Consider the following 26,017-nt stretch of genomic DNA (forward strand, 5'->3'; position numbering starts at 1 on the left):
TGGTGTTTGCCAAAAAGAAGAGCTAAGCCGTGACAGGCTTAGCTCACTTTTGGTGCGGCGGCCTTGATGGCATCCGACACCCGGTTGAACTTCTGGAAGTTGTCTACAAAGAGCTGGGCCAGCTTTTCCGCCTGCCGGTCATAGGCGGCCGGATCAGGCCAGGTGGCCCTGGGATCCAGCACTTCCGCCGGGACGCCGGGACAGGCCCTGGGGACGGCCAGGCCAAAGACCGGGTGGACGGTAAACTCCTGCCGCTCCAGTTCCCCGTTTAGAGCGGCAGTGATCATGGCCCTGGTGTAGGGGAGGTCCATGCGCTTGCCGGTGCCGTAGGGGCCGCCGGTCCAGCCGGTATTCACCAGGTACACCCTGACCTGGTGCTCGTCAATTTTCTTACCCAGCATTTCGGCATAGACCGCAGGATTCAGGGGCAGGAAAGGGGCGCCGAAACAGGCGGAGAAGGTGGCTTGCGGTTCGGTGATGCCTCTCTCCGTGCCGGCCAGCTTGCTGGTGTACCCGGATAAAAAGTGATACATGGCCTGCTCTTTGGACAGCCTGGCAATGGGGGGCAGGACGCCGAAAGCATCCGCCGTCAGGAAAACAATAACCTTGGGATGGGCTGCCACCCCCGGAATCAGGGCATTGGGAATATGGTCCACCGGATAAGCGGCCCGGGTATTCTCCGTTAAGCGGTCATCGTCATAATCGGCCAGGCGGGCCGACTCCTGCAGGATCACGTTTTCCACCACGGCGCCGAATTTGATGGCCTGGTAAATCTGGGGCTCCTTTTCCGCGGAAAGGTTAATGCATTTAGCGTAACAGCCCCCCTCGATATTGAAGATACCGGCCTCGGACCAGCCGTGCTCGTCGTCGCCGATAAGAAACCTGTTGGGATCGGCGGACAGGGTGGTCTTGCCGGTGCCGGACAAACCGAAGAACAGAGCCACCTGGCCATCCTTGCTTTGATTGGCGGAACAATGCATGGAAAGCACGTTCTTCTGGGGCAAGAGATAGTTCATCACACTGAAGATGGATTTTTTTATTTCGCCGGCATACTTGGTGCCGCCAATCAAGACAAGCCTATCCGTGAAGCTGATGATGATGAAAGCCTCCGAGTTGGTACCGTGCACCGCCGGGTTCGCTTCAAAACCGGGGGCGCTGATCACCGTGAATTCCGGCCGGTGATGGGCCAGCTCCCCCGCGGCCGGGCGTAGGAATAGTTGGTGGGCAAACAGGTTGTGCCAAGCGTATTCATTGATCACCCGGATAGGCATGCGGTAGGTTTTGTCCGCCCCGGCGAACCCGTCAAAGACGAAAAGTTCTTTATTTTTCAAATAAGCTAAAACATCAGCATAGAGGCGGTGGAACTTGTCCGGTGCGATAGGGCGGTTCACCGGACCCCAGTCGATCTGGTCCCGGACGGCAGGGTCATTCACGATGAAGCGGTCATTAGGAGAGCGGCCGGTATACTTGCCGGTTTCCACCGCCAGGGCACCGGTGGAGGTAAGCCGTCCTTCTTGCCTGGCCAGCGCCGCTTCAACGAGCTGGGGTACGGACAAGTTGAAGTGGACTTTTTTTGCCTGCAATGGAAAAGGATTCAATTTCATCGTCCCCCTCAGTAAATTTTTTACTTCCTCTCGGTTCCTATGCAGGAGGAATTTGGATGGCTTCCATATAACAATATTACCTTAATTACAATCATTTTGCATCGATCTTTTTCGTACAAGCCGGGACTTGGGCCCAGGCAAAAATAGGACTTAAAGGGTACATCACCTTATGCAATAATAAATGTATATCAATCTGCCCTGAGTCTTGTTGCCTGCACTCAAGATGCCGTTCAGGAGGCAATCATGTATTTAGGAAGCGTCAGGTTTTACAAGCACGTCATCTATTTGTCCATGGCCCTGATCCTGGTGGGATTAATCCTGGGGATCTATGCGCTGGGTAAAGAACTCCTGGGCAGGTTTACCCTGCCATCCGCCGGAGCTGCTGAAACGGTGGCGGCAGCGGTGGAGGAAGTCATCCCCCCTCCCCCGGAGGCGGAGGAAGAGGCGGTTCAGCCCGCTGCCTTTGACCAGCTTCCCTATCAAACTGCTTTTCCGGAGCTTTACGCCCTGCCGCCGGCAGCTCAGCGCCAGGCCCAAAACGTGGCCTACCTGACTTTTGATGACGGGCCTTCTGCCAGGACGCTGGAGATCTTAGATATCCTCAAGGAACACGAGATTAAAGCCACCTTTTTTGTGGTGACGGAAAACTGTGATGCGGAAATCTTAAAACGGATCGTGGCCGAGGGGCATGCCATCGGCATCCATACCCACAGCCACAAGTACACGGAGATCTATCGCTCGGTAGAGGATTACCTGGCTGACTTTCAAAAAGCGTATGATATAATTTACCAGGCGACTTCGGTGAAACCGGATATTTTCCGTTTTCCCGGGGGCAGCATCAACTCTTACAACCGGGGCATCTACCAGGAACTGATCTCGGAAATGTTGAGACGGGGCTTTGTGTATTATGATTGGAACATCTCCACGTTGGATACGGTGCCCCGGATCAGCGCGGAAAAAATCATCCAACATGTGGCTTCGTCCATCCAGGGGCAGAGCAATTTGTTTATCCTGGCCCATGACAGCGGGGATAAGAGGAATACGGTGGAGGCTTTGCCGGAAATCATTGACCTCGTCAAGGCCAGGGGATATGTCTTTGATAAGATTGAAAATTCAGTTAAGCCTGTGGTTTTTGCTTATCCCGAATAATCATCCTCTGACAGCGGGGCATGACGGTCTAAACTTGTCAAGTAAAGGAGGATATTAGTCATAAAATAGCGAATTGTTGGGAGATGGAAAATTGTACCCCAATCCGCAGTTAGGAGGGTCAGCATTCATGGTCAGCAATTTCAAACAAGCTTGGCGAGAAGTGTTTTCTTTCAGCAAGGCTTCCGGCAGCGGTGCCCAAAACGAGACCGGCCATGGCCTTCCGCAGAATAACCTCGTGGATACCGCAGGCGGGAAAGAGACGGCCGCGCCGAAAGGGCCTGACCAAAAAGAGGACAAGCCTTATTACAAGAACGCTCCCAAGCCCAGATTTGATGAAAGCAGTACTACCTACATTACCAGGTCCACCATCATTAAGGGTACAATTCAAACGGATGGGGATTTGAAAATTGCGGGCCGGATCGAAGGCAATGTGGAAGGGCGCAACATCGCCTTGATCGGGGGAAGGATCATCGGCGATGTCAATTGCACCAACATGGAAGTGGACGATGCCCGGATTGAAGGAAATATTACTGCTTTGGAAGCAGTGCACATAGGCAAGGAAAACGTGATCCTGGGCAATGTGGCCGCCAACCGGGGTAGGGTGGCCGGGAAAATAAAGGGACATGTCACCGTCCAGCAAGATCTGGAGGTCGAAGCGGAAGCCGTCATCCTGGGCGATATTACGGCGGATTTGATCAGCGTCCAGAAGGGTGCTGCCTTGCAGGGTAATGTAATTGTGGGACGGGAACAGGTTAATTCCGTCGCGCAAAAAATCCAAGAGGCAAACGATACCCTGGATTCCTAACTGGGGAAAGAAAACTGCTTGAAGTCCTGAGACTTGAAAGCAGTTTTTTTATTTGCGCCGGTGGGTTTTGTGGATCCACTTAAGCTCCGGTTCACAACCACGGCCCCGTGGGCGATTGGGGAAGAAACCGTGAATTTTGCCATTTTGGCAAGACTTCTTTGACAAAATGGCAAGAATCACGGGGGTCACCAAGCCGTGGTACCGGCCGGGGCAGCTGCTGCCCGGGGCGTAAACCGGTACGGGGCAGGCTTTAGGCCGGGTGAAGGCCGGCCTTTTTTATTTGGCACGCTCCTTGCTCATTCATTACCGGTGCAAAACATCGACGCAGGGAGGTAGAAGGACATGAAACCATTCGGTACTCCGGCCAAGGCGGAGACGCCGACCGGGGATGGGCCTAAGTGGGCCATGGTGATTGACTTGGCTAAATGTATCGGCTGTTCTACCTGTACGGTAGCCTGCAAAGCCGAAAATCGCACACCGCCGGGGGTTAGTTACAATGTGGTCTTGACCCGGGAAAGGGGGCGTTTTCCCCAGGTCACGGTGGAGCATATACCCAGGCCCTGCATGCAGTGCGAGCGTCCGGCCTGTGCCCAGGTCTGCCCGGTGAAAGCCACCTATAAGATGGCCAACGGTATCACGGCGATCGATTATGAACGCTGTATCGGCTGCCGGTACTGCATTACCGCCTGCCCTTACGGCGCCAGGTCTTTTGACTTCGGCCACAGTTACGAGCAGGAGATGATTTCCTTCGACGCAGTCCAAGCACCGGAATACGGGGTTGACCGGGGCCCGCGAGAGGGGTCCAAATCTCCCAAGGGCACGGTCCGGAAGTGTACTTTCTGTTTCCACCGGCTGTCCCGGGGGGAGGAGCCGGCTTGTGTGGAAACGTGCCTCGGCGATGCCAGGTACTTTGGGGATCTCAGTGACCCAAACAGCATCGTATCTAAACTGGCGGCCGGTCCTAGAGCCTTTTATTTAAAAGAATCCATGGGCACTTTGCCCAGGGTCATCTATTTAAAGTGAGGTGGTGCACATGACAACTGAGGTCAAAGCAATGCCGGAGCAAGCTGCGGTACCGCGCAAATCCACGGGACTCATGTTATGGTATGTTTGCCTGCTGGCGACCGTGGCGGTGGGATTTGCCGCCATTGTGACGCGAGCCGCCCAGGGCTTGGGTGTGACCCATTTAACCAGCGATGTTCCCTGGGGAGCATGGGTAGCATTCTATATTTACTTCGTAGGCTTGAGCGCAGGAGCGTTTCTCCTCTCCTCGCTGATCCATGTCTTTGATATGCATCATCTTGAAAAAGTAGGAAAAGACGCGACCCTGGTGGCCATTATCGCCATGATCCTGGCCCTGGCCTTTATCTTGATCGATATCGGGCGGATGGACCGGTTCTGGCATGCCCTGGTCTACGGCAATATCACCAGTGTCCTGGCTTATGAAGTGCGCTTTTATGTGGTCTATATCATCCTGTTGGCTGCCGAGTTGTGGCTGGCCATGCGCCGGGATCTGGTGCTTACCGCTCAGGGTACGGGCCCAAGGGCTGCCCTGGCCCGCATCCTGAAACTGGGCAGCCGTGATACTTCGGAAAAGGCCCGGCAAAGAGACCTGCGCTGGTTGAAAATACTGGGTGCCATCGGCATTCCCATCGCCATCTTTGGTGTGCACGGGGGAACCGGTTTGCTGTTTGCCGTGGTGAAGGCCCGGCATTACTGGAATACGGCCATTTTCCCCGTGGTGTTTGTGGTATCGGCCCTGGTATCCGGTACCGCCCTGGTCACCGCCATTTACATCATCAAGACCAGACTGGCGGGCAAGCAAGTGGATGGGAACCTGCTGCAGTCCTTGAGCGGTCTCATGATGCTGTTCCTCTTGGTTGACATTGGCCTGCAGATCTTCGAGTTCATCGTCAGTTTTTACGGTCTCCAGCCGGAGGCGCTTCATTCCCTCCATTACATGCTGGCGGGGCCCCATGCCGGGGTATTCTGGCTGGTACAGGTGGGTGTGGGGATGATCATCCCGATTGCCTTGTATAGCATGAAAGGGGCTCGCCGGTCGCCGGTAGCTATGTTGGTGGCGGCGCTGGCCATCCTCATTGGTATTTTGGGCGTGCGTTTCAATATCGTATTGCCGGCCCTGATACCGCCGGTACTACCTGGGTTGCCGGAAGGACAGTACTATCCTACCGGGTCGGAATGGATGGCTTCCGGCGGCATTATCGCCATGGGCATGCTTCTATATACTTTGGCGGTTCGCTTATTACCCATTGATGAGTCTTAAGGAGGAAGGCGATGATGAAGACCAAGAAGACCTGTTGGCAGTTGACTAGACGCAATTTTATTAAAGGAAGTATTCTCATCGGTGGTGCCGCTGCGTTGACACCCGTCATGGCGAAAGAGCGGGGGGATCACCGCCCGGCGCCCTGGTACGACAGCCCCCACGGGGTTGGTCAAGATTTTGAGGATTATGATGCCACTAATGTGATCTACAGCCTTTGCGAGCAGTGCAATACCCACTGTACCATCAAGGTGGTGTTCAAGGAACAGGAGGGGGTAGCCGCCGGTCCCAGTGTGGTGCGCAAGATTGCCGGTAACCCGTACAGCCCCCTCAATACCCAGCCCTTTGGGCAGATTCCTTATGAGACTTCCCCGGTGGAGGCTGTCAAAGGAAAAGGGGACCCGGCGGTGGACGGGCGGTCTTTCCGGGGTGGAAGAACTTGTCTCAAAGGACAGGCGGGGATCCAGACGGCTTACGATGCCTTGCGGGTAACCCAGCCCCTCAAGCGGGTGGGACCCAGGGGCAGCGGTGAATTCCAGACCATTTCCTGGGAGCAGGCCATCAGGGAAATACTGGAGGGAAGCGATTTAGGGACTCCCGGCATCAAGGAGTGCAACAAGTTTGTGCCCCAGGGACAGGTCATGGCAGACTGGGAACTGGTCAAAGCCGGTGAGATGTCTCAAGCAGATTTTGACCGGAAGTACGCCGGCGTGCTGATCGATACCAAGCATCCGGACTTGGGGCCTAAAGTCAATCAAATCGTCAGCCTGGTGGGGGACCGGAGGGATTTCATCCAGGAACGCTTTTGGTTCAAGTCATTAGGCAGTATCAATACCATCCATCACGGGGGCATCTGCGGTATGCCCGGGGTGATGGGCAATGTGCAGTCTTTTACCGGTCCCCAGAAAAAGCGGATGTACAGTGACATTGATCATGCGGAGTACCTGATCATCTGGGGCACGGATCCTTTCGTGGCCAATAAAGGGCCCAGTTGGCTGGCGCCTAAACTAATGAAGGCTCTGGAGCGGGGCATGAAGCTGGTCGTGGTGGATCCCCGCATGAGCGCCGCGGCGGAAAAGGCCCACCGGTGGCTTCCCATCATTCCCGGGACCGACGCTGCCCTGGCCCTGGGCATGGCCCGGTGGATCATTGAGCACAAGCGGTACGACGAGCGGTACTTGCTGAATCCGAACAAAGAGGCAGCTAAGGCCGACGGGGAACCCACCTGGTCCGATGCCACTCACCTGGTCAACTTGAGCGACCCGAAGAGACCGAAATTGAAGGCCGCGGACCTGGGCATCGGGGGTAATGAGTATGTGGTGCTGCAAAACGGTGTGCCGGTGCCGGCGGACCAAGCCGCCGAGGGTACTCTGGAAGTGGATACCACCATTAACGGCATCCGGGTGAAATCCGCCTTTACCCTGTTTAAAGAGAGATGTTTTGAAAGGACTTTAGCGGAATATGCCCAGATATGCGGTATTCCCGCCCAGGACATTGCTGCCGTGGCGGAGGAATTTACCTCTTACGGGAAGAAGGCGTCCATCACCTCTTACCGGGGACCGGCCATGCATACGAATGGTTTTTATGCTATCCGGGCCATCGCCTGCCTCAATCACCTGTTGGGCAACTATGACTGGAAAGGCGGGGCCATCTCCAGCGGGGCCCAATACAGCCCGTTAAGCGGTCTCTATGATCTCTTAGGTGTACCGGGCGAGCGGACCGCCTGGGGAGTCACCATGTTTCGCCGGGGTCCTTATGAAAAGAGCAGTCTTTTTGCCAGGGACGGCTACCCGGCCAAACGGCCCTGGTTCCCCATCGGCAATCACGCTATTTTTGAGGTGCTTCCCAGTATCGGGGAAGGGTATCCCTATCCCATCAAAGCTTTATTCATTCACCGGATTGCGCCGACTCTTTCCGCAGGGGACGGGGAGAGAACGCTGGAAATCCTGAAGGACACGGAAAAAGTACCCTTGCTGGTAGTGTCGGACCTGGTGGTCAGTGAAGCGGCATCTGTGGCAGACTACATTTTGCCTGATTTGAGCTACCTGGAAAGATGGGGTTTTGAAACCATCTACCCGAACCAGCCGTTAAAACTAAGCCATTTCCAGCAGCCGGCTACCCGGGTTTTCGACGGGCCCAGGGCTTTTGAGGATGTGCTCATCGAAATAGGCAAGGCCCTTAACTTGCCCGGGGTGGGGGATAATGCTTTCCCCGACGGCAGTCACCTGCACTGCGCCGAAGACTTTTACCTCAAGCTGGTGGCGAACATTGCTTTCGACGGAGAACCGGTTCCCGATGCCGGCCCCGAAGAGCAGGCATTGTTCATCACCACCAGGCAAAAGGCCCTGGGTCCCTATTTCGATGAACAAAAGTGGCGGCAGGCCGTGCGGCCCCAGGAATGGCCGAAGGTGGTCTATGTCCTGAACCGGGGCGGGCGCTTTGAAGCCCCCGGCCGGGAGTATGTGGGCGAGCACATCAAATATCAATACGGCAACCAGGCGGATTTCTATTCCGAGCGGGTGGCCCAGCACCGCCATTCATATACCGGGGAGTATTTTGACGGGCTGCCCCGTTACGAACCCCAGCGCTTCTTCAACGGCGAGGAAATCCGGGATGATGCTTATCCCCTGTACATGATCAACTGGAAAGCCCATTATATCGGCACCCACCGGAACATCAGCGATGCCTGGTTAAGGGAAATTGAAAGGGAAAACTTCTTGTGGATTAATCCCGTCGATGCCGTGGCCAGGGGCATTAAAGACGGTGATCCGGTTTTGATCAAGTCGGCCAATGCCCAGGTCCAAGGCGTCGCCAAAGTCACCGAGCGGATCCGGCCGGGGGTGGTAGGCAGCAACTACAATTACGGGCATTATGCCTACGGTACCGTGCCGGTGAAGATCGACGGCAAACCGACCGCGACGGACCCGGTTTACGGTCATGTACCCTGGGCCCAGAAGCCCCACAGCGGTTATGCCGGGCCGCGCCGGGCCGGCTTTTCGGCCAACCTCCTCCTGCGGCATGATGAAGCTCTCCACGGGGGAACCATCTTCGATCCGGTGGGAGCAGGACCCGGGCAGTTGAGCGGCAAAGTGGAGGTATTAAAACTATAACCGGGAACAGCGGGCGAACTGTGTGATAAACGGTTCGCTCGCTTATTTCATGCACACTATTGACTTTAGCTCCAAATCATTGTCTCTTGTATCTAAGGGACTAATGGGATACAGGTTAGACAAAGTCTTTGAAAAAATGCTGCTTTCTTAAATTAAATTAAATAAAAGTCAGAGTTTTTCATGGTAAAATAAGAATAGAGGAGGGCGTCCAAGGTGAGACGAGAGGGGTGATGGGATGAGAGAAAAGGTCTGTCAATCCATTCTTTACAATTCCCCTATCGGATATGCCTATGTCAGAGCTCTAACGGATGAACAAGGATTGGTTTGTGACTTTGAGGTCTTGGATGTGAACCGGGCTTTGGAGGAGTTAGTCGGGGCGAAAAGTGAGGAGATTGTCGGCAGGCGGGTCACCCGGCTCTTACCGGATCTGAAGGAGAGCAGGTGGGATTGGTTTGCCTATTACGGTGAGCTTGCCCTTGAGGGCGGGAATAGGGAATTTACTTATTATTCGGAAAAACTGGGCAAGTGGTTGCGCGTGCAGGCTTATGCCCCGGAAAAATACCATATTGTTCTCTTTCTTAACGACATTTCGCAAGAAATACGGCAAATCCGGGAATTGGATACCTTATTCAAGGTGTCGCCGGATTTGCTTTGCGTTTTAGGGCGGGATTACAGCATCACCAGGGTTAACAAAGCTTTTGAACAATTCGCCGGGAAGAAGGCGGAGGAACTGGTGGGCGCGGGACTCTTGAGTTTTACTTACCCGGCGGATCGGGAGTATACCCGGGCTAAACTGGAAGCTTTAGCGTCACAGGACGATCCTGTTAAGTTTGTCAATCGCCTTTACGGTCATGACGGGGCCTATCACTATCTGGAGTGGCACGGCTTAGCCCACGGTTCCCAGCTGTATTTGGCCGCCAGGGACATTACCCACAGCCGGATCGAACGGGCCTATTTCGAGGCGCTGTTTTTGAACAGCACCGATGCCATGCTTTACTTTGACCGGGAAACGAAGGTTTTTAATCTCAACAAGCAGTTTACGGAATTATTCGGTTATACATTAGAAGAGCTCAAGGGAGTGCCCTTGTGCCAGTTCTTCCCCCCTGAGCCGGAGGACGGGCCGGCGTTGTGCCAGCGGATCCTGCAAGGAGAGAGCGTCGCCCTGGAGACCGTCCGCATCAGTAAATCCGGCAGGCGCATTCCCGTGGCGGTGAAAGGGGGACCGGTCTATATCGACGGCGAGTTAAAAGGCGGTTTTGCCGTGTACACGGATATTTCCGAGCGAAAGGCTTATGAGGAGCACTTGAAGCACCTCAGTCTCCATGACCAGCTGACGGGGTTGTACAACCGGAATTTCTTTGAAACCCAGGTTAAAATCATTGAAAAAAGCAAGCGGTATCCCATTTCCGTTATCGTCTTTGACGTGGATGGCTTGAAACTGGTCAATGACACGCTGGGACATGCCCAGGGTGATAAGCTGCTGCAGCTGATTGCCAATGTGATTGCCAAATCCCTCCGGGCCAGTGATTTCCTGGCCCGCATCGGCGGCGACGAGTTCGTGGCGGTGCTGCCGGAAACCGATGAAGAAACGGTCCTCAAAATCGCCGACCGCATCAGGGCCAACATCCGGAAAGCCAATGAGGCATCCAAGGAGTTCCCCGTCAGCGTTTCCGTGGGTGCGGCAACGGCGGCAAACCACTATACCACCATCGAAGAAGTCTTGCGCAAGGCCGATGAAAGAATGTATCATGAAAAACTGGTGGAGAAACGGGGCACCAAGGGAGAAATGCTGGCTTTCCTGCTCAAGGCTTTAAGAGATATGAATGCCGGGAAAAATGAAACTTAAATTGTGCCCAAGTGGAACTTTTTCTCTTCCTCTTCTTTCCTTCAAATAGTTTTTATGGTATTATAGGATTGAGATGGCGGCAACGCTCCTGGTGGAAAGGGTCAGCAACCATGTTCTTAACTCAGGAAGAGATCTTCCTGTTCAACGAAGGAACTTTTTACCACAGCTATCTAAAATTCGGAGCTCATCAGGTTAAGTGGAACGGTATGACGGGAGTTCACTTCGCCTTGTGGGCTCCGAATGCTTATCGGGTCAAAGTGGTCGGGGATTTCAACGGCTGGCGGGGAGACAAGCATGAAATGCACCGGCGGGCCGGCGGGGTATGGACTCTCTTTATCCCGGGCCTGGCCGAGGGGGCATTATACAAATACGAAATTACGACGCCTGCGGGTGAAGTTTTCCTGAAGGCGGACCCTTATGCTTTCTACGGGGAACTGAGGCCCGGCACGGCTTCCATCGTTTATTCCCTGGACGGGTACCCCTGGCGGGACCACAAGTGGCTGAAGAAGCGCCGCCGGTCCCGGCAGAAGGCGAAACCCCTCAACATTTACGAAGTCCACCTGGGCTCCTGGAAGCGTAAACCCGGCGGGGACTTCTACAGTTACCGGGAGCTGGCTGAGGAACTGATTCCCTATGTCAAGGACATGGGTTTTACCCACTTGGAACTCTTGCCGTTAATGGAACATCCTTTTGACGGTTCCTGGGGCTATCAAGTGACGGGATACTATGCCGCCACCAGCCGGTACGGTACGCCCCGTGATTTGATGTATTTTGTGGATGAATGCCACCGGCATGGGCTGGGCGTGATCCTGGATTGGGTGCCGGGGCATTTTTGTAAAGATGCCCACGGGTTGGGACGCTTTGACGGTTCTCCTTTGTTTGAAGAAGAGGAGCACCGGGAATGGGGTACTTATAAATTCAACTTCCACCGGCGGGAAGTCTGGAGTTTTTTGATCAGCAACGCCGTCTTCTGGTTGGACAAGTTCCATGTGGACGGCCTGCGGGTGGACGGGGTTACCAGCATGCTGTATCTGGATTACGCTAAAGAGCCGGGGGCCTGGCAGCCCAACATCTACGGCGGCCGGGAGAACTTGGCCGCGGTAGCCTTCCTGCAGCAGCTGAACGAAACGGTAGCCCGTTATTTTCCCGATGTGCTCATGATCGCGGAAGAGTCCACCGCTTGGCCCAATGTTACCAAACCTCCCCGGGCAGGCGGGTTAGGTTTTCATTATAAATGGAACATGGGTTGGATGAATGATACTTTACAATACGCGGCCACGGATTTTCCCTGGCGGCGGGAAAGGCATCATCTCCTTACTTTTTCCATGATGTACGCTTTTGCCGAGGATTTCATCCTCCCCCTGTCCCACGACGAGGTGGTCCACGGCAAGAAATCCTTAATCGGCAAACTCCCCGGTGACTACTGGCGGCAGTTTGCGGGCCTGCGGTTGCTGTACCTGTATCAAATGTGCCACCCGGGGAAAAAGCTGCTTTTCATGGGCGGCGAACTGGGGCAGTTTATCGAATGGCGGTACTATGAAGGGTTGGAATGGTTCCTCCTGGCCTATCCCATGCACAGAAAATTGCGAGAATTCGTACGAAAGATCAACTGGTTATATCGTCAAGAAAGGTGCCTCTGGGAATTGGACGGCGGTTGGGACGGTTTTCAATGGCTGGAACCCAACAACGCAGCCCAGAGCGTCTACGTCTTTTTGCGGCGGGCCAAGGACGGCGCCTTCCTGCTGGTGGCTCTCAATTTCCAACCGGACTATTACCCCGTCTACCGGATCGGTGTCCCGGGCCCAGGCCGGTATGCGGAAATACTAAACAGCGATGATCCCCGGTACGGGGGATCCGGCCGGCTGAACCGGGAACCGGTAGAAGCGGAGCCGGTACCCTGGCAGGGACAGGAATACTCCATTGTCATCGAGCTGCCTCCTTTGGCAGGAGTTCTACTGAAACCCGTGCCTGCATAGCATTGATCTTGTGTGTGGTGAAGGAAGAAAGGAGGGCAGGGCGTGTTTGCTACGAAAGAAAGCTTTTGCGAAGCTTACCTGGCCAAATTTGCCGAAACCCACGGGAAATCCTTTGAGGAAAGCACCCCCTGGGAAAGGTATCAAACCCTGGTGCTCCTGGTGAAGGAATGGTTTGCGGAGAACTGGGTGGAGACCAACAATGCCTATACCAGGGACCAGGTGAAGCAAGTCTATTACTTTTCCATGGAATTCCTCATCGGGAAACTCCTGTCCTATTACCTGCTGAACCTGGATATCAAAGAGACGGTGGAGGCAGGTCTTAAAGACCTGGGAACCAGCCTGGCAGAATTGGCGGAAGTGGAAAAGGACGCCGGGTTGGGCAACGGGGGCCTGGGCAGGCTGGCGGCATGTTTCTTGGATGCCATGGCTTTCCTGGGTATCCCCGGGCACGGCAACGGCATCCGGTACAAGTACGGCCTGTTTCAGCAGAAGATTGTCAACGGCTACCAGGCCGAGGTGCCGGATAACTGGCTTAATAACGGTTATCCCTGGGAAATCAGGAAACCGGACAAGGCCGTGGTAGTTAAATTCAAAGGAGATGTCAAAATTAGCCTGGTGGACGGCAAGCTCACCTTCCGCCACGAGAATTATGAACCCATCCTGGCGGTACCTTACGATATTCCCATCGTCAGTTACGAGAATTACGGGACCATCAATACCCTCCGCCTCTGGAGTGCGGAGCCCATGGTGGAGGAATTTGACCTGGCCAGCTTTTACCGCGGGGAGTTCAGTAAAGCCCTGAGCTACAAGTCCGAAGTGGAGGCCATTTCCAATATCCTTTACCCCGATGACAGCAGCCAGGCCGGCCGGGAGCTCAGGCTGAAACAGGAGTATTTCTTCGTGGCTGCCGGTTTAGGTTCCATTGTGCGGCGGTACAAGAAAAAGAACGGCTCTTTGAAAGATTTCCACCGAAAAATTGCGGTACACATCAATGATACCCACCCGGCCCTGTGTATTCCTGAACTTATGCGGATCCTGATGGATGAAGAAGGCCTGGGATGGGAAGAAGCTTGGAACATTACCGTCAACACCATTTCCTACACCAACCATACCATTATGCCCGAGGCGTTGGAAAAATGGCCGGTGGATATTTTTAAATACCTACTGCCCCGGATCTACATGATTGTGGAAGAAATCGACCGGCGTTACCGGCTGGAGATGCAGGAAAAATTCCCCGGCAACCGGGAGCTCATCGAGCGGACGGCGGTGATCCGGGACGGGCAGGTCTGGATGGCCAATTTGGCGGTCATCGGCAGCCATGCGGTGAACGGGGTGTCGCGCCTGCATACCCGGATCCTCCAAGAACACTTATTGAAGGACTTCCACACCATCTATCCCTACAAAATCAACAACAAGACCAATGGAGTCAGCCACCGGCGTTTCCTCCTGGAAGCCAATCCTAAACTGGCGGCTTTGATTTCGGAAGCCATTGGGACCGGCTGGATCACCAGGGCGGAGGAGTTGGAAAAGCTGTTGGCCTACCAGGATGACGCAGCTTTTTTGGAAAAGCTGGCCCAAGTGAAACAGCATAATAAAGAGCAGCTGGCGGAAATCATTGCCGCCAAAATGGGTATCCGGGTGGATCCGGCTTCCGTTTTCGATATCCAGGTCAAGCGGATTCACGCCTACAAGAGGCAGCTCCTGAACGTACTGCGCATCATGGATTTATACAACCGGTTAAAGGAAAACCCGCAGCTGCCCATCCATCCTCACACCTTTATTTTCGGCGGCAAGGCCGCACCCGGCTATCACTACGCCAAAACCGTCATTAAGCTCATCAATACTGTAGCCCACAAAGTCAACCGGGATCCGGACGTAGCCGGCAAGATGAAAGTGATTTTCCTGGAAAATTTCAACGTCTCCTTAGCGGAAAAGATCTACCCGGCGGCGGAAATCAGCCAGCAGATTTCCACTGCCAGCCGGGAAGCTTCCGGGACGGGCAACATGAAGTTCATGCTCAACGGGGCCATTACGTTGGGCACCTTGGACGGGGCCAATGTGGAAATCAAAGAAGCCGTCGGCGAAGACAACATTTTTATCTTCGGTCTGAAAGCGGAGCAAGTGATGCAGTTTTACCGGAAAGGGGGGTACAATGCCTGGGAGGAATACCATGCTTATCCTCGTTTGCGCAAGGTAGTGGACCAGTTGATCAATGGTTTCTTCAGCGAGGCGGAAGGGGAGTTTCGGGTCATCTACGATTCCCTCTTACGGGATAATGATGAATTCTTCGTTTTAAAGGATTTTTGCCCCTACGTGGAAACCTGGCAGCGGCTGAACCAGCTTTACAGCAACCGGAGGACCTGGCAGAAAACTTCTCTCATCAACATTGCCAAAGGGGGCTTGTTTGCCGCCGACCGCACCGTGAAGGAATATGCGGAGGACATTTGGCGGGTTCCTTACCGTACCTGATCACGGGGAGAGGGAGGAAGGGAGAGGAGGAGAGAAAATGCCGAAAAAAGAGATTATCGCCATGTTACTGGCCGGAGGCCAGGGGAGCCGGTTAGGGGCCCTCACCAAAAAGATTGCCAAACCCGCCGTTTCCTTCGGCGGGAAATATCGCATCATCGATTTCAGCTTGAGCAATTGTGTGAATTCCGAGATCGATACGGTGGGAGTCCTCACCCAGTATAAACCCCTGCTATTAAATTCCTACATCGGCATTGGCACCGCCTGGGACCTGGACAATGCTTTCGGTGGGGTGCATATCCTGCCGCCTTTTGTGGGGGAGGACGGGGGCACCTGGTACAAGGGTACGGCCAACGCCGTTTACCAGAATATCGATTTTATCAACCATTATGATCCGGACTACGTGCTGATCATTTCCGGGGACCACATTTACCAGATGGATTACCGGTTAATGCTGAATTTTCATAAGGAAAAGAACGCGGACTTGACCATTTCCGTCATTGAAGTGCCCTGGCAGGAGGCTTCCAGGTTCGGGATCATGACTTGCGATGCCGGCGGCCGGATCGTGAAATTCAGTGAAAAGCCCGCCAAACCTGACAGTAATCTGGCTTCCATGGGCATTTACATTTTTAACTGGCCCGTACTGCGCCAAGCCCTGATCGAAGATGAAGAAAACCCGGCCTCGGAGCATGACTTCGGCAAAAATGTGATTCCCATGCTGCTGAACCAGGGCAAGCGGCTCTATGCCTACCGTTTTCAAGGTTACTGGCGGGATGTGGGCACCATTGAGAGCTATTATGAAGCCAACATGGCTCTTTTACGGGAGGAGCCGGAGCTGGATCTTTACGGGGGACCCAGGGTATTCTCCAACTCCGATGTGCTGGCGCCCCATTATTTAGGCCCCCAAGCCAAGGTGGTGGACAGCCTGGTCAGCAACGGGTGTATTGTCCTCGGTGAAGTGGTCAATTCCATCCTGGCACCGGGGGTTCTGATCGGGGAGAGAGCGGTAATCCGGGATTCCATTATCCTGCCGAATGCCGCGGTGGGAGAGGGAGCTCGTTTGTCCCGGGCCATTGTCATGGAAAGCGTGCGCGTGGAGCCGGGCTGCCTGGTCCAACCGGACTTGCCGGGCAAAATTGCCGTCGTGGATGAGCAGTTGTGCCAGGAGACTTTATCCTTCCGGGAAGCCCTGGCGTAGTACGGCTGAAAGCAGGAGGGGATGGAGATGGGACATGTTATCGGGTTAATTGACAGCGGTTGTCCCGCCGTGGAAATGATGGGATTGACCACCGGCCGGCCCCTGGGCGCGTTGCCCTTCGGGGGCAGGTACCGGCTGCTGGATTTTTCTTTATCCAATATGGTGAATTCGGGACTGCGGACCGTCGGCATCATCACTCCCTTTCATTACCGTTCGGTGCTGGACCACCTGCGGGCGGGAAAAGAATGGCTATTGGATCGGAAAACGGGCGGCTTGTTTATCTTGCCCGGTTACGGCAGGGAGGGCAAAAGCCTGCGGTTTTCTTTAAGGGATCTCGTTTTCAATGCCGATTTTTTCCACAAAGACCGGGCGGAGCATGTGATCATGAGCTGCAGCAACCTGGTGATTAACATTCATTTGGCGGAAGCCGTGGAGTTCCACGTAGGCGCCGGGGCTGACGCTACTTTGATCTACCTGGACGCTGCCGGTGCGGTACAGGAGGAACCGCAAGGGCTTTTTGTGGAGTCGGGGAAAGATGACCGGATCCGGGCCATTGAGGCAAAACCGGGGCCGGGGTACAAGTTGTTCCTCGACATGCTGGTCATCAGGAAGAAATTCTTATGGGAACTGCTCCAAAGCCGCGGGCCGGCGCCGGAGGTGGATTTGCTGGCCGTGCTGCGGGAGCTGCTGGCGGAGGCCAGGGTGCTCGGTTTTCCTTTCTCCGGTTATGTGGGCCGGGTGTACTCGGTACAGAGTTATTTCCGGTGCAGCATGGATTTGCTGCAGCCCCACATCCGGCAGGAGCTGTTCATGGGTCCCCGCCGGATCCATACGAAAATTGCCGATAACCCGCCCACCCGCTACGGCGCCCGGGCCCTGGTGACCAATTCCCTGGTGGCATCCGGCTGCAAAATTGAAGGACGGGTGGAAAACAGCATTATTTTCCGGAATGTGTATGTCAGTCCCGGTGCGGAGATCAAGAATTCCATCCTGCTGCAAAAAAGCTGGGTCGGGAAAAATGCCTGTTTAGAAAACACCATCCTGGATAAGTTCGTGCGGGTCAAGGACCGGGAGCAGCTGCAGGGGAATGAGGAAAGCCCGGTGGTGATTGCCAAGGCCGCCTTGGGAAAAACAGGGGGAGAGATCGCATGAAAGTACTGTTTTTGATTAGCGAAGCGGCACCTTTTGCCAAGACCGGCGGCCTGGGCGATGTGGGAGGCTCCTTGCCGCAAGCCTTAAATCGAATCCGGGGGGAAGTCAGGGTGATGATGCCCCTTTACGGCACCGTCCCCCATGAACTGCGGCAGGGGATGAGGCACGTGGCCGATTTCCCCGTCAGCTTGAGCTGGCGCCGGCAGCCGTGCGGGCTGTGGGAGTTGAAACACCGGGGCGTCCACTACTATTTCCTCGACAACGAGTACTATTTCGGGCGGCAGGGCCTCTACGGCTATCAGGATGATGCGGAACGATTTGCCTTCTTTAGCCGGGCTGCCCTGGCAAGCCTGGTCTACCTCACGGGCTTCCGGCCGGACCTCCTGCACTGCCATGACTGGCATGGGGCCCTGGTGCCGGTGCTGCTGAAAGAGTTTTACCGGCAGGACCCGTATTACTACGGGCTGAAGACCCTGGTGACGGTGCACAATTTGAAACACCAGGGCATACTGCCCCGGCACGCCCTGGGAGACCTGCTGGGACTGGGCGAAGGAACGCCGGCGGCCCGCCGGCTGGAACACCGGGGGGTCATTAATTTCCTCAAAGGAGGACTGCTGGCGGCGGATGGGATTACCACCGTCAGCCCCACTTATGCGGAAGAGATCCAGTATGCTTTTTACGGCGAAGGATTGGATCATATCCTGCGGGACCGGCGGGACAGGCTGTGGGGCATTCTAAACGGCATCGACACGGAGCTGTACAATCCCGCCCGGGACCCTTATATTTTCGCCAACTACACCGGTCCGGAAGGCAAAGGAGCCAATAAAGGGGCCCTGCAGCGGGAGTTCCGCCTGCCGGAAGAGGGCAGCATTCCCGTGTTGGCTTTTGTTTCCCGCTTAGTGCCCCAAAAGGGATTGGATCTCATCGCCCATATTTTGGATGAACTGCTGCAGGAGCCGATCCAGCTGGTGGTGCTGGGCAGGGGGGAGCAGCGGTATGAAGAGATGTTTCGCTGGTTTGCGGGGCGGTATCCCGACCGGGTGGGGGTGCGGATCGATTTTGATGAAGCCTTGGCCCGGCAAATCTATGCGGGGGCGGATATGCTGCTCATGCCTTCCCTGTTTGAGCCCTGCGGGCTGGCCCAGCTGATCGCCATGCGGTACGGCACGGTGCCCATTGTCAGGGAAACCGGCGGGCTGAAAGATACCGTGATCCCTTATAACCAGTACACCGGGGAAGGCACCGGTTTCAGCTTTGCCAATTATAACGCCCATGAACTCCTGTTCACCGCCCAAAGGGCCATCCGGATTTACCGGGAAGAGAAGGAGACCTGGCACAGGCTCCGGAACCAGGCTTTCCGGCAGGACTTCAGCTGGCATAACTCCGCCGGTCAATACCTGCAATTGTACGACCGGCTGCTGCAAGGAGCGGTGTAACCCCAAAAGGTGGTGGAACTTTGCCCGGGATGAAGGTTTGCCATGATTCACACAGCTCTTTTTACCGCAGCCCCTTTGGGGCCGTGCCCTGTCAAAGTACGGTCCGGCTGCGGTTAACGGTGGAGGGGCCGGAACCCCTGAAAGAGTGCCGGCTCCGCCTGTGGGAGGAAAGAGCGGGGAAAGAGGTGCTCCTCCCCATGCAGGCGACGGCGGTGGAAAGAACGGGAAATACGGTCCGGCAGGTGTTTGAAGCCGGTTACCGAGCCCCCGCCGAGCCCGGCCTGGTGTGGTATCATTTTCACCTCCACCTGGCAGACGGGTTGCTGTATTACGGCAACAACCGGGACGGGCTGGGAGGAGAAGGAGCCTTGTACCCCCATGAGCCTCCCGGTTACCAGATCACCGTGTTCCGGCCCCATCAAGTCCCCACCTGGCTAAAACGAGGGGTGATGTACCAGATCTTTGTGGATCGTTTTTACCGGGATGAAGAGTATTTCCTGGAGGCGGGCAGGAAACGGCTGGCCCAGCAGCAAGGGTTGTGGCAGGCGGATTGGTACGACACTCCTTTTTATATCAAAGATGCCGCCGGCCGGGTGACCCGCTGGAACTTCTTCGGCGGGAATCTGCCGGGAATCAAGGCGAAATTGGATTACCTGCAGGAGCTGGGGGTGACGATTCTATACTTGAACCCCATTTTTACATCCTCCAGCAACCATAAATACGACACCGGCGATTATTTAAGCATCGATCCCCTGTACGGCGATGAAGCCATCTTTGAGGAACTGGTCCGGGAGGCGGCCCAACGGGGGATTAAGATCATTTTAGACGGCGTCTTCAGCCATACGGGGGCGGACAGCATTTATTTCAACAAATACGGCCGCTACCCCGGCGTCGGCGCCTTCCAATCGCCGGAGTCTCCTTATTACCGCTGGTATCTTTTCCGGCAGTACCCCCAGGTATACGAGTGCTGGTGGGGTATTGACGCGCTCCCCAATGTCAATGAAATGGAGCCATCCTACCGGGAATTCATCTACGCCGGGGAAAACAGCGTGGTCCGGCACTGGATGAAAAAAGGGGTGAAAGGCTGGCGCCTGGACGTGGCCGATGAACTGCCCGATGCCTTTATCAAAGAACTGGGGCAGGCGGTGCGGTCCCTGGACCCGGAAGCGGTTTTGATCGGGGAAGTATGGGAGGATGCTTCCCATAAGATCAGTTACGGGAAGAGGCGGGAGTACCTTTGGGGGGAAGAACTGGATGCGGTGACGAACTATCCATTGCGGGCCATTTGGCTGGATTTTCTCCTGGGCCGGGCGGACGCGGCCCGTTGCCATCGCCGGGTGATGAGTCTTTATGAGAACTATTCCCGGGAGCACTTTTACGCGGCCATGAATTTGATCGGCAGCCACGACCGGGCCCGGGTTTTGACCCTGCTGGGGGAAGCGCCGGCGGAAGGAGAATTAACGGAGGCGGAGCGGGAACAATACCGGCTGCCCCCGGCGCAAAGACGGCTGGCCGTCAGCCGCCTGAAGCTTCTCTCCTTAATGCAGTTGACTTTTCCCGGGGTACCCTGTATTTACTATGGCGATGAAGCAGGCCTGGAAGGCTACTCGGATCCTTATAACCGGGGGACCTACCCCTGGGGGCGGGAGGACCGGGAACTGCTGGATTGGTACAAGCGGGTGGTGAAGCTCAGGCATGAATATGAGGTGTTGACGGAGGGAGAATTCCAGTCTTTTTACCAGGGGGAGGATGTTTACGGTTTTAAGCGAAGGGGTCCAAAGGAAGAAATCATCGTCCTGGTGAACCGGCATGTTTCCCAACGGCGGCGGGTGATGCTGGCCCCGCCGGGCGGGGACGGGGAAACCGGTGGGGCGCTGGAACTCTTGGAAGGAACGGTCATTGATGCTGTGCAGGGCCCCGTGGAGCTGGACTTGCCGCCTTTGGGTGCGAAAGTGATCTATTATAGGAAAAAGAAAGCCTATGGTAAGAGAGGCCCCGCCCTTCCCCGGAGGGCCGGGGTGCTGCTGCCGGTGACGGCCCTTCCTTCCGCCTGGGGTATCGGGGACTTAGGGGAGAACGCGTACCGGTTCATCGATTTCTTGCAGGCGGCCGGGCAGGGCATCTGGCAGGTCCTGCCCTTGAACCCTTTGGGAGAGGGCAATTCCCCTTATTACAGTCCCGGTGCCTTTGCGGGCAATCCTTTGCTGATCAGCCCGGAACAGCTGGTGGCCTGGGGGCTGCTGCTGCCGGAAGAAGTCCGGCAGGCCCTGGCGGGAATCGCCGGGGGGTTGAAGGCGGGGCGCGTCAATTATGCCCTGGCCAGAACCGTGAAAGACAAATTATTCCGGCAAGCTTTTGCCCGGTGGCGGGAAGGAGGGACGCGGGGTGCCGGGGGAAGCCTGGCCCCATTGGGGTCCCATTACGAAAAGTTCCTTCAAACCCAAGCTTACTGGTTGGAAGATTACTGCCTGTACACGGCTTTGAAGGGGGAATTCGGCGGTGCTCCCTGGTATGAGTGGGAGGAGGACCTGGCCCGGCGCCGGCCGGAGAGCCTGGCCCGGTACCGCCGGGAGCTCCGGGAAGAGATCGCCTACCAGGCGTTCCTGCAGTTTCTCTTCCGTTATCAATGGGACCGGCTCAAATCTTATGCCCGGCAAAAAGGGATCCTCCTGTTCGGGGACCTGCCCATGTATGTGGCCCCGGACAGCTGCGATACCTGGGCGCACCGGGAATTGTTTGCCCTGGATGCCCAGGGAAAGCCCGCTCAGGTAGCGGGCGTGCCCCCCGATTACTTTTCCGCGACCGGGCAGTTGTGGGGCAACCCCTTATACAACTGGGAGCGCTTGGGGCAGGAAGGATTTGCCTGGTGGGTGCGCCGGGTGCGCCATGCCCTGCAGTTCTTCGACTATCTCCGGTTGGACCATTTTCGGGGTTTTGAAGCCTACTGGGAGCTGCCGGTGGGCGCCGGGTCCGCCGCGGCAGGGCGGTGGCGGAAGGGACCGGGAAAGAGGTTTTTTGAAGTATTGGAGGAAGCTTTAGACGGTCTGCCCCTGGTGGCCGAAGACCTGGGGTTTATCACGCCGGAAGTGGCGAACCTGAAACACATTTTTCAACTGCCGGGGATGAAGGTATACCAGTTCAGCCAGGCGGAAATGCTCGCCGGGGGAGAACGGCAGGTGGTGTACTACACCGGTACCCATGACAACGATACCCTCTGGTCCTGGGGCGTGGAAAATAATTTTCCCGGGATCGGGGAAACATGCCAGGTAGAGGCCATGACGCCGCAAGAGTACTGTGCCTCAATTATTGGGCAGCTGTATCTCACCCCGGCCGCCTGGGTCATCGTACCCATGCAGGATATCCTGGGACTGGGACGGGAAGGGCGGATGAATGTGCCGGGAACCCTTACCGGCAACTGGGAATGGCAGTTGGACTGGGGGCTGGTGACCGGAGCAGTGACCCAGTGGCTGGGACAGCTGGCCGCTGCCAGCGGGCGGCTGGAGGGCCCGGCCATGGGAACGTCCGGGCCAGATTTACGACGTTAACGGAGGTCAGCATAAGTGTGGGATAGGTATAAAAAATATTTATTTCATGACGGGGACCTGGGCTTGATACTGGATATCAGCACGGTGCCTTTTCCCGATGATTACATACCATCCATGGCTCAGTCCATGGCCCGCGTTTTTACTCATATGAAGGAACTGGAAGGGGGAGCCCTGGCCAACCCCGACGAAGACAGGATGGTGGGGCATTACTGGCTGCGGGCGCCCCACTTGGCTCCCCGGGCAGAGATCCGGGAGGAAATTGAAGCGGCGATACGCTCCGTGAAAGAGTTTGCCCGCCGGGTTCATACCGGTCAGGTGACAGGGCAAAAGGGACGTACCTTTGTTAATTACCTGCTGCTGGGCATCGGGGGATCCAGCCTGGGGCCCAGGTTTGTTTCCGAGGCCCTGGGCGGTAAAGGGGATAAGATGAGAGCCCACTTCATCGATAATACGGATCCCGACGGTTTTGACCGGGTGTTCGCCCAGCTGGAAGACGATTTGGACCGGACTTTAGTCATCGTGATCTCGAAGAGCGGTTCCACCATCGAGACGAGGAATGCCCTGGAAGAAACCCGGCTGTTATACCAAGCCGCCGGGCTGGACCTGGCCCGGCATGCGGTCAGCATAACCCAACAGGGGAGCAAATTGGACCGGCTCAGCCGGGAGGAGAACTGGCTGGCCTCCTTTCCCATGTGGGATTGGGTGGGGGGCAGGACTTCCGTCATGTCGGCGGTGGGCTTGCTTCCCCTGGCCCTGCAGGGGATTGATATCGAGGGCTTGCTGGCGGGAGCCCGCCGGTGCGATGCCGCCTGCCGCCGGGAGCAGGTTGAGGCCAACCCGGCCGCTTTGATGACCCTGATGTGGTACTGGGTGACCCAAGGCCGGGGAGGCAAGCAGCTGGTGATGCTGCCCTACAAGGATCGCCTGGAGCTGTTGACCAAGTACCTGCAGCAGTTGGTGATGGAGTCCCTGGGCAAGGAACAAGACCTGGCAGGGAACACAGTCCACCAGGGGCTGGCCGTGTTCGGCAACAAAGGGTCCACGGACCAGCACTCCTATGTGCAGCAGCTGCTGGAAGGACCGGATAATTTCTTTGTCACTTTCATCCAGGTGTTGCGGGAACGGGAAGGGGCATCTCCCATCGTCGGGGAAAACAGCACTAGCGGCGATTACCTGCAGGCCTTTTTGATGGGCACCCGGAAAGCCCTGGCCATGAAAGGCAGGGCCTCTTTTACCATAACCATCGAAGCCCTGAACAGTTTCACCTTAGGAGTGCTGCTGGCCTTGTTCGAAAGAACGGTGAGCATGTATGCTTGCCTGGTCAATATCAATGCGTATCACCAACCGGCGGTGGAACTGGGGAAAACCGGCGCCGGGGAGATCATCGCCTTGAAAAATGAGCTCTTGTCCTACCTGCGGCAGCACCCGGGACGCAAATTCCGGGCTGAAGAACTGGCGGCGGCCCTGGGCCGGGTACAGGAGACGGAGCTGGTGTTCCAGCTGCTGTTGTACCTGGCCGCCAATGACAGCCGGGGCGTGCAAATGGAAAAGGACCGGAGTTTTGCCATGAGTTATTTCTCTTACCACCCGGGAACTGCCGCCGGGGGTTCTAACTAGGAGCCGGTGATCTTTTGCCAGGCCACCCAAGCGGCGCCTTGCAGGGGAGCCTGTTCTTCGAGAATAACGTAAACGGGGACTTTTTCCACCAGAGTCGTAAAGCGCCCCTTTTGCAAGAAGCTTTGCAAGAAGACCCCCTCGCGGAGTTTCGGGAGGATTTTCGGTGGAATTCCCCCACCCAGGTAAATGCCCCCAAGGGCCAAGGCCCGCAGGGCCAGGTTGCCTGCTTCCGCCCCCAGGATGCGGGTGAAGATCTCCAAAGCTTCCTGGCAGGTGGGGCATGCGCCGGTTAAGCCGCGCCGGCTGATCTCCTCCGGCGAGGGCAAAGGTTCCGGCAGGGGTTCGCCGCGGCGGCTGCCGAGAAAACGGTAAATATTGACGAGCCCCGGACCGGACAGGAGCCTTTCATAACTGACATGGTCGTAGTCTTTTTGCAGAAAGCGCAGCAGGTCGATGTCGATTTCCGCCTGGGGGGCGAAATCAGCGTGGCCGCCCTCCGTGGGGTAGACATCCTTGCCGGCCAGGATGAGGGCTTCGCCTAAGCCGGTGCCGGGGGCCAGGACGGCTTTATTGAGGGAGACCCTGCCGCCGTCCACCGGCCTGCCGGCGTAGAGGCAGAAGCAATCTTGTTCCTCCGTCGACAGGATCCAGTGGCCCAGGGCCTCCAGGTCATTGATGAAAGCCAGGCGGGGGATGAAGCTGAGCTGTTTTCTCACCTGATCCGGGTGGATAGTCAAGGCCAGGTTGGTGAAGGTGTAAGCGGGACCGTACACGGGAGCGGCGACGGCAAAGCAAGCCGCCCCGATGTCCTGCCGGTCCTGGGTGTGAGCAGTTTCTTCCAGAAAGCGCAGGACGGTGGCGGCCAGGGAGGAAATCCCCTGGCTGGGATAGGTCCGGTCTACCACCGGGAAGGGTTTCCCGTCCCGGATGTCAAAGAGAGCAAGTACCGTTTTAGTACCGCCGATGTCACCGGCTAGCAGCATCATGATCACCTGCCGCGTGGTTTTGCTATGATTATATACCAGGTGGATGCTGGAAAAAAGGGCGGGAGAGGCCGGTGCACGGGAAAGAAAAGGTGGAACGAAACCAAGAGGAGTGGACGGTATGGACAATGCTGCCATTCAAGCTAGAGTAAAATACTGGACGGAAAATGATTATTTTGATCCTGCCACCAGGGAGGAGATTTTGAACATAAAAGACCCGCAGGAACTGGCGGAACGTTTTTGCTGTGATTTGGAGTTTGGCACGGCGGGTATCAGGGGGATTCTCGGTGCCGGTACTAACCGGCTGAATATCTATTGGATCAGGCGGGTGGCCCAGGGATTGGCGGATACCATTAAAGAAGCGGGGGAAGAAGCGGTGCACCGGGGGGTGGTGATTGCCTACGACTGCCGCCGCTGTTCCCCGGAGTTTGCCAGGGAAAGTGCCCTGGTGCTGGCGGCCAACGGCATCAAGGTTTATCTCTTTGACAGCCTGCGGCCCACCCCGGAACTGTCTTTTGCCATCAGGCACCTGGGCACCATAGCCGGGATGATGATTACAGCCAGTCACAACCCGAAAGAATACAACGGCTGTAAAGTGTACTGGGAAGACGGCGGCCAGGTGCCGCCGGAGCAGGCGGACCGGATTGTGGCCAAGATGAAAGAACGGGCCGGCTGGATCGTAGACACCATTTCCGAGGAGGAAGCCCGGGCCAGGGGGCTGCTGGTGACCGCCGGGGAAGAAGTGGATGCCGGTTACCTGGCGGCAGTCAAAAAGCAGCTTTTGAACCTGCCTTTAGCGAAAGAGAGGGGCAAGCATTTATCCCTGGTGTTTACACCTTTACACGGCAC

At 56.2% G+C, this 26,017-nt stretch carries 16 protein-coding genes; 14 read left to right on the forward strand and 2 right to left on the reverse strand.

Annotated elements, in window-relative coordinates; all coding sequences use genetic code 11:
• Positions 1-38: 38 nt before the first annotated feature.
• Positions 39-1,604 (reverse strand): phosphoenolpyruvate carboxykinase (ATP), encoded by a 1,566-nt coding sequence (gene pckA / locus GXX34_02905; protein HHW06474.1) that lies wholly within the window; start codon positions 1,602-1,604, stop codon positions 39-41.
• Positions 1,605-1,847: 243 nt separating this feature from the next.
• On the opposite strand from pckA, the gene GXX34_02910 reads away from it, so the two are divergent.
• The 13 genes from GXX34_02910 (at position 1,848) to GXX34_02970 (ending at position 24,185) form a co-directional block, all read left to right on the forward strand.
• Entirely contained in the window at positions 1,848-2,753 is a 906-nt protein-coding gene (locus GXX34_02910; GenBank protein HHW06475.1) for a polysaccharide deacetylase, read from the forward strand.
• 127 nt (positions 2,754-2,880) lie between these two features.
• A complete protein-coding gene (locus tag GXX34_02915) occupies positions 2,881-3,558 on the forward strand; it encodes a polymer-forming cytoskeletal protein (GenBank protein HHW06476.1) in 678 nt (225 codons plus the stop codon).
• Between the two features lie 342 nt (positions 3,559-3,900).
• On the forward strand, positions 3,901-4,581 hold the full coding sequence (locus tag GXX34_02920; GenBank protein HHW06477.1) for a 4Fe-4S dicluster domain-containing protein: 681 nt from the start codon (positions 3,901-3,903) through the stop codon (positions 4,579-4,581).
• Positions 4,582-4,654: 73 nt separating this feature from the next.
• Positions 4,655-5,842, forward strand: a complete 1,188-nt coding sequence (gene nrfD, locus GXX34_02925; protein HHW06478.1) for a polysulfide reductase NrfD — start codon at positions 4,655-4,657, stop codon at positions 5,840-5,842.
• 14 nt (positions 5,843-5,856) lie between these two features.
• A complete protein-coding gene (locus tag GXX34_02930) occupies positions 5,857-8,949 on the forward strand; it encodes a molybdopterin-dependent oxidoreductase (GenBank protein ID HHW06479.1) in 3,093 nt (1,030 codons plus the stop codon).
• Between the two features lie 235 nt (positions 8,950-9,184).
• Entirely contained in the window at positions 9,185-10,795 is a 1,611-nt protein-coding gene (locus tag GXX34_02935) for a diguanylate cyclase (GenBank protein HHW06480.1), read from the forward strand.
• Positions 10,796-10,905: 110 nt separating this feature from the next.
• Entirely contained in the window at positions 10,906-12,771 is a 1,866-nt protein-coding gene (gene glgB, locus GXX34_02940) for a 1,4-alpha-glucan branching protein GlgB (protein ID HHW06481.1), read from the forward strand.
• A gap of 42 nt (positions 12,772-12,813) precedes the next feature.
• Positions 12,814-15,240 carry a glycogen/starch/alpha-glucan phosphorylase gene (locus GXX34_02945; protein HHW06482.1) on the forward strand — a complete coding sequence of 809 codons (2,427 nt, stop codon included), beginning with the start codon at positions 12,814-12,816 and terminating at the stop codon, positions 15,238-15,240.
• Positions 15,241-15,277: 37 nt separating this feature from the next.
• A complete protein-coding gene (locus GXX34_02950) occupies positions 15,278-16,435 on the forward strand; it encodes a glucose-1-phosphate adenylyltransferase (protein ID HHW06483.1) in 1,158 nt (385 codons plus the stop codon).
• A 27-nt stretch (positions 16,436-16,462) separates the two neighbouring features.
• The gene (glgD, locus tag GXX34_02955; protein HHW06484.1) at positions 16,463-17,587 is read left to right on the forward strand and encodes a glucose-1-phosphate adenylyltransferase subunit GlgD; all 1,125 of its coding nucleotides are present in this window, start codon (positions 16,463-16,465) and stop codon (positions 17,585-17,587) included.
• Complete coding sequence (gene glgA / locus GXX34_02960; protein ID HHW06485.1) at positions 17,584-19,023, forward strand: glycogen synthase GlgA; 1,440 nt, start codon at positions 17,584-17,586, stop codon at positions 19,021-19,023. The genes glgD and glgA overlap by 4 nt, the downstream gene beginning before the upstream one ends.
• Positions 19,024-19,052: 29 nt before the next feature.
• Positions 19,053-22,568 (forward strand): bifunctional glycogen debranching protein GlgX/4-alpha-glucanotransferase, encoded by a 3,516-nt coding sequence (locus GXX34_02965; protein ID HHW06486.1) that lies wholly within the window; start codon positions 19,053-19,055, stop codon positions 22,566-22,568.
• Between the two features lie 15 nt (positions 22,569-22,583).
• Complete coding sequence (locus tag GXX34_02970; protein HHW06487.1) at positions 22,584-24,185, forward strand: glucose-6-phosphate isomerase; 1,602 nt, start codon at positions 22,584-22,586, stop codon at positions 24,183-24,185.
• Here the strand turns inward: GXX34_02970 and glk are convergent.
• Positions 24,182-25,168: a glucokinase gene (glk, locus tag GXX34_02975; protein HHW06488.1), complete on the reverse strand. Its 987-nt coding sequence runs from the start codon at positions 25,166-25,168 to the stop codon at positions 24,182-24,184. The two genes, GXX34_02970 and glk, sit on opposite strands and share 4 nt — an antisense overlap.
• A 121-nt stretch (positions 25,169-25,289) precedes the next feature.
• Between glk and GXX34_02980 the strand changes: the two genes are divergently transcribed.
• A partial coding sequence (locus tag GXX34_02980) for a phospho-sugar mutase (GenBank protein ID HHW06489.1) occupies positions 25,290-26,017 on the forward strand: 728 nt, incomplete at its 3' end.

The sequence above is a fragment of the Clostridia bacterium genome (genome assembly GCA_012840125.1).
Classification (GTDB): domain Bacteria; phylum Bacillota; class DULZ01; order DULZ01; family DULZ01; genus DULZ01.

What these genes read in the sequence shown, in the direction of transcription:
- nrfD (HHW06478.1), top strand. Translation starts at nt 4,655, where the DNA reads ATGTTATGGTATGTTTGCCTGCTGGCGACCGTGGCGGTGGGATTTGCC.
- glgD (HHW06484.1), top strand. Translation starts at nt 16,463, where the DNA reads ATGGGACATGTTATCGGGTTAATTGACAGCGGTTGTCCCGCCGTGGAA.
- GXX34_02935 (HHW06480.1), top strand. Translation starts at nt 9,185, where the DNA reads ATGAGAGAAAAGGTCTGTCAATCCATTCTTTACAATTCCCCTATCGGA.
- GXX34_02950 (HHW06483.1), top strand. Translation starts at nt 15,278, where the DNA reads ATGCCGAAAAAAGAGATTATCGCCATGTTACTGGCCGGAGGCCAGGGG.
- glgB (HHW06481.1), top strand. Translation starts at nt 10,906, where the DNA reads ATGTTCTTAACTCAGGAAGAGATCTTCCTGTTCAACGAAGGAACTTTT.
- pckA (HHW06474.1), bottom strand. Translation starts at nt 1,604, where the DNA reads ATGAAATTGAATCCTTTTCCATTGCAGGCAAAAAAAGTCCACTTCAAC.
- GXX34_02965 (HHW06486.1), top strand. Translation starts at nt 19,053, where the DNA reads ATGAAGGTTTGCCATGATTCACACAGCTCTTTTTACCGCAGCCCCTTT.
- GXX34_02920 (HHW06477.1), top strand. Translation starts at nt 3,901, where the DNA reads ATGAAACCATTCGGTACTCCGGCCAAGGCGGAGACGCCGACCGGGGAT.
- glgA (HHW06485.1), top strand. Translation starts at nt 17,584, where the DNA reads ATGAAAGTACTGTTTTTGATTAGCGAAGCGGCACCTTTTGCCAAGACC.
- glk (HHW06488.1), bottom strand. Translation starts at nt 25,168, where the DNA reads ATGCTGCTAGCCGGTGACATCGGCGGTACTAAAACGGTACTTGCTCTC.
- GXX34_02930 (HHW06479.1), top strand. Translation starts at nt 5,857, where the DNA reads ATGAAGACCAAGAAGACCTGTTGGCAGTTGACTAGACGCAATTTTATT.
- GXX34_02910 (HHW06475.1), top strand. Translation starts at nt 1,848, where the DNA reads ATGTATTTAGGAAGCGTCAGGTTTTACAAGCACGTCATCTATTTGTCC.
- GXX34_02915 (HHW06476.1), top strand. Translation starts at nt 2,881, where the DNA reads ATGGTCAGCAATTTCAAACAAGCTTGGCGAGAAGTGTTTTCTTTCAGC.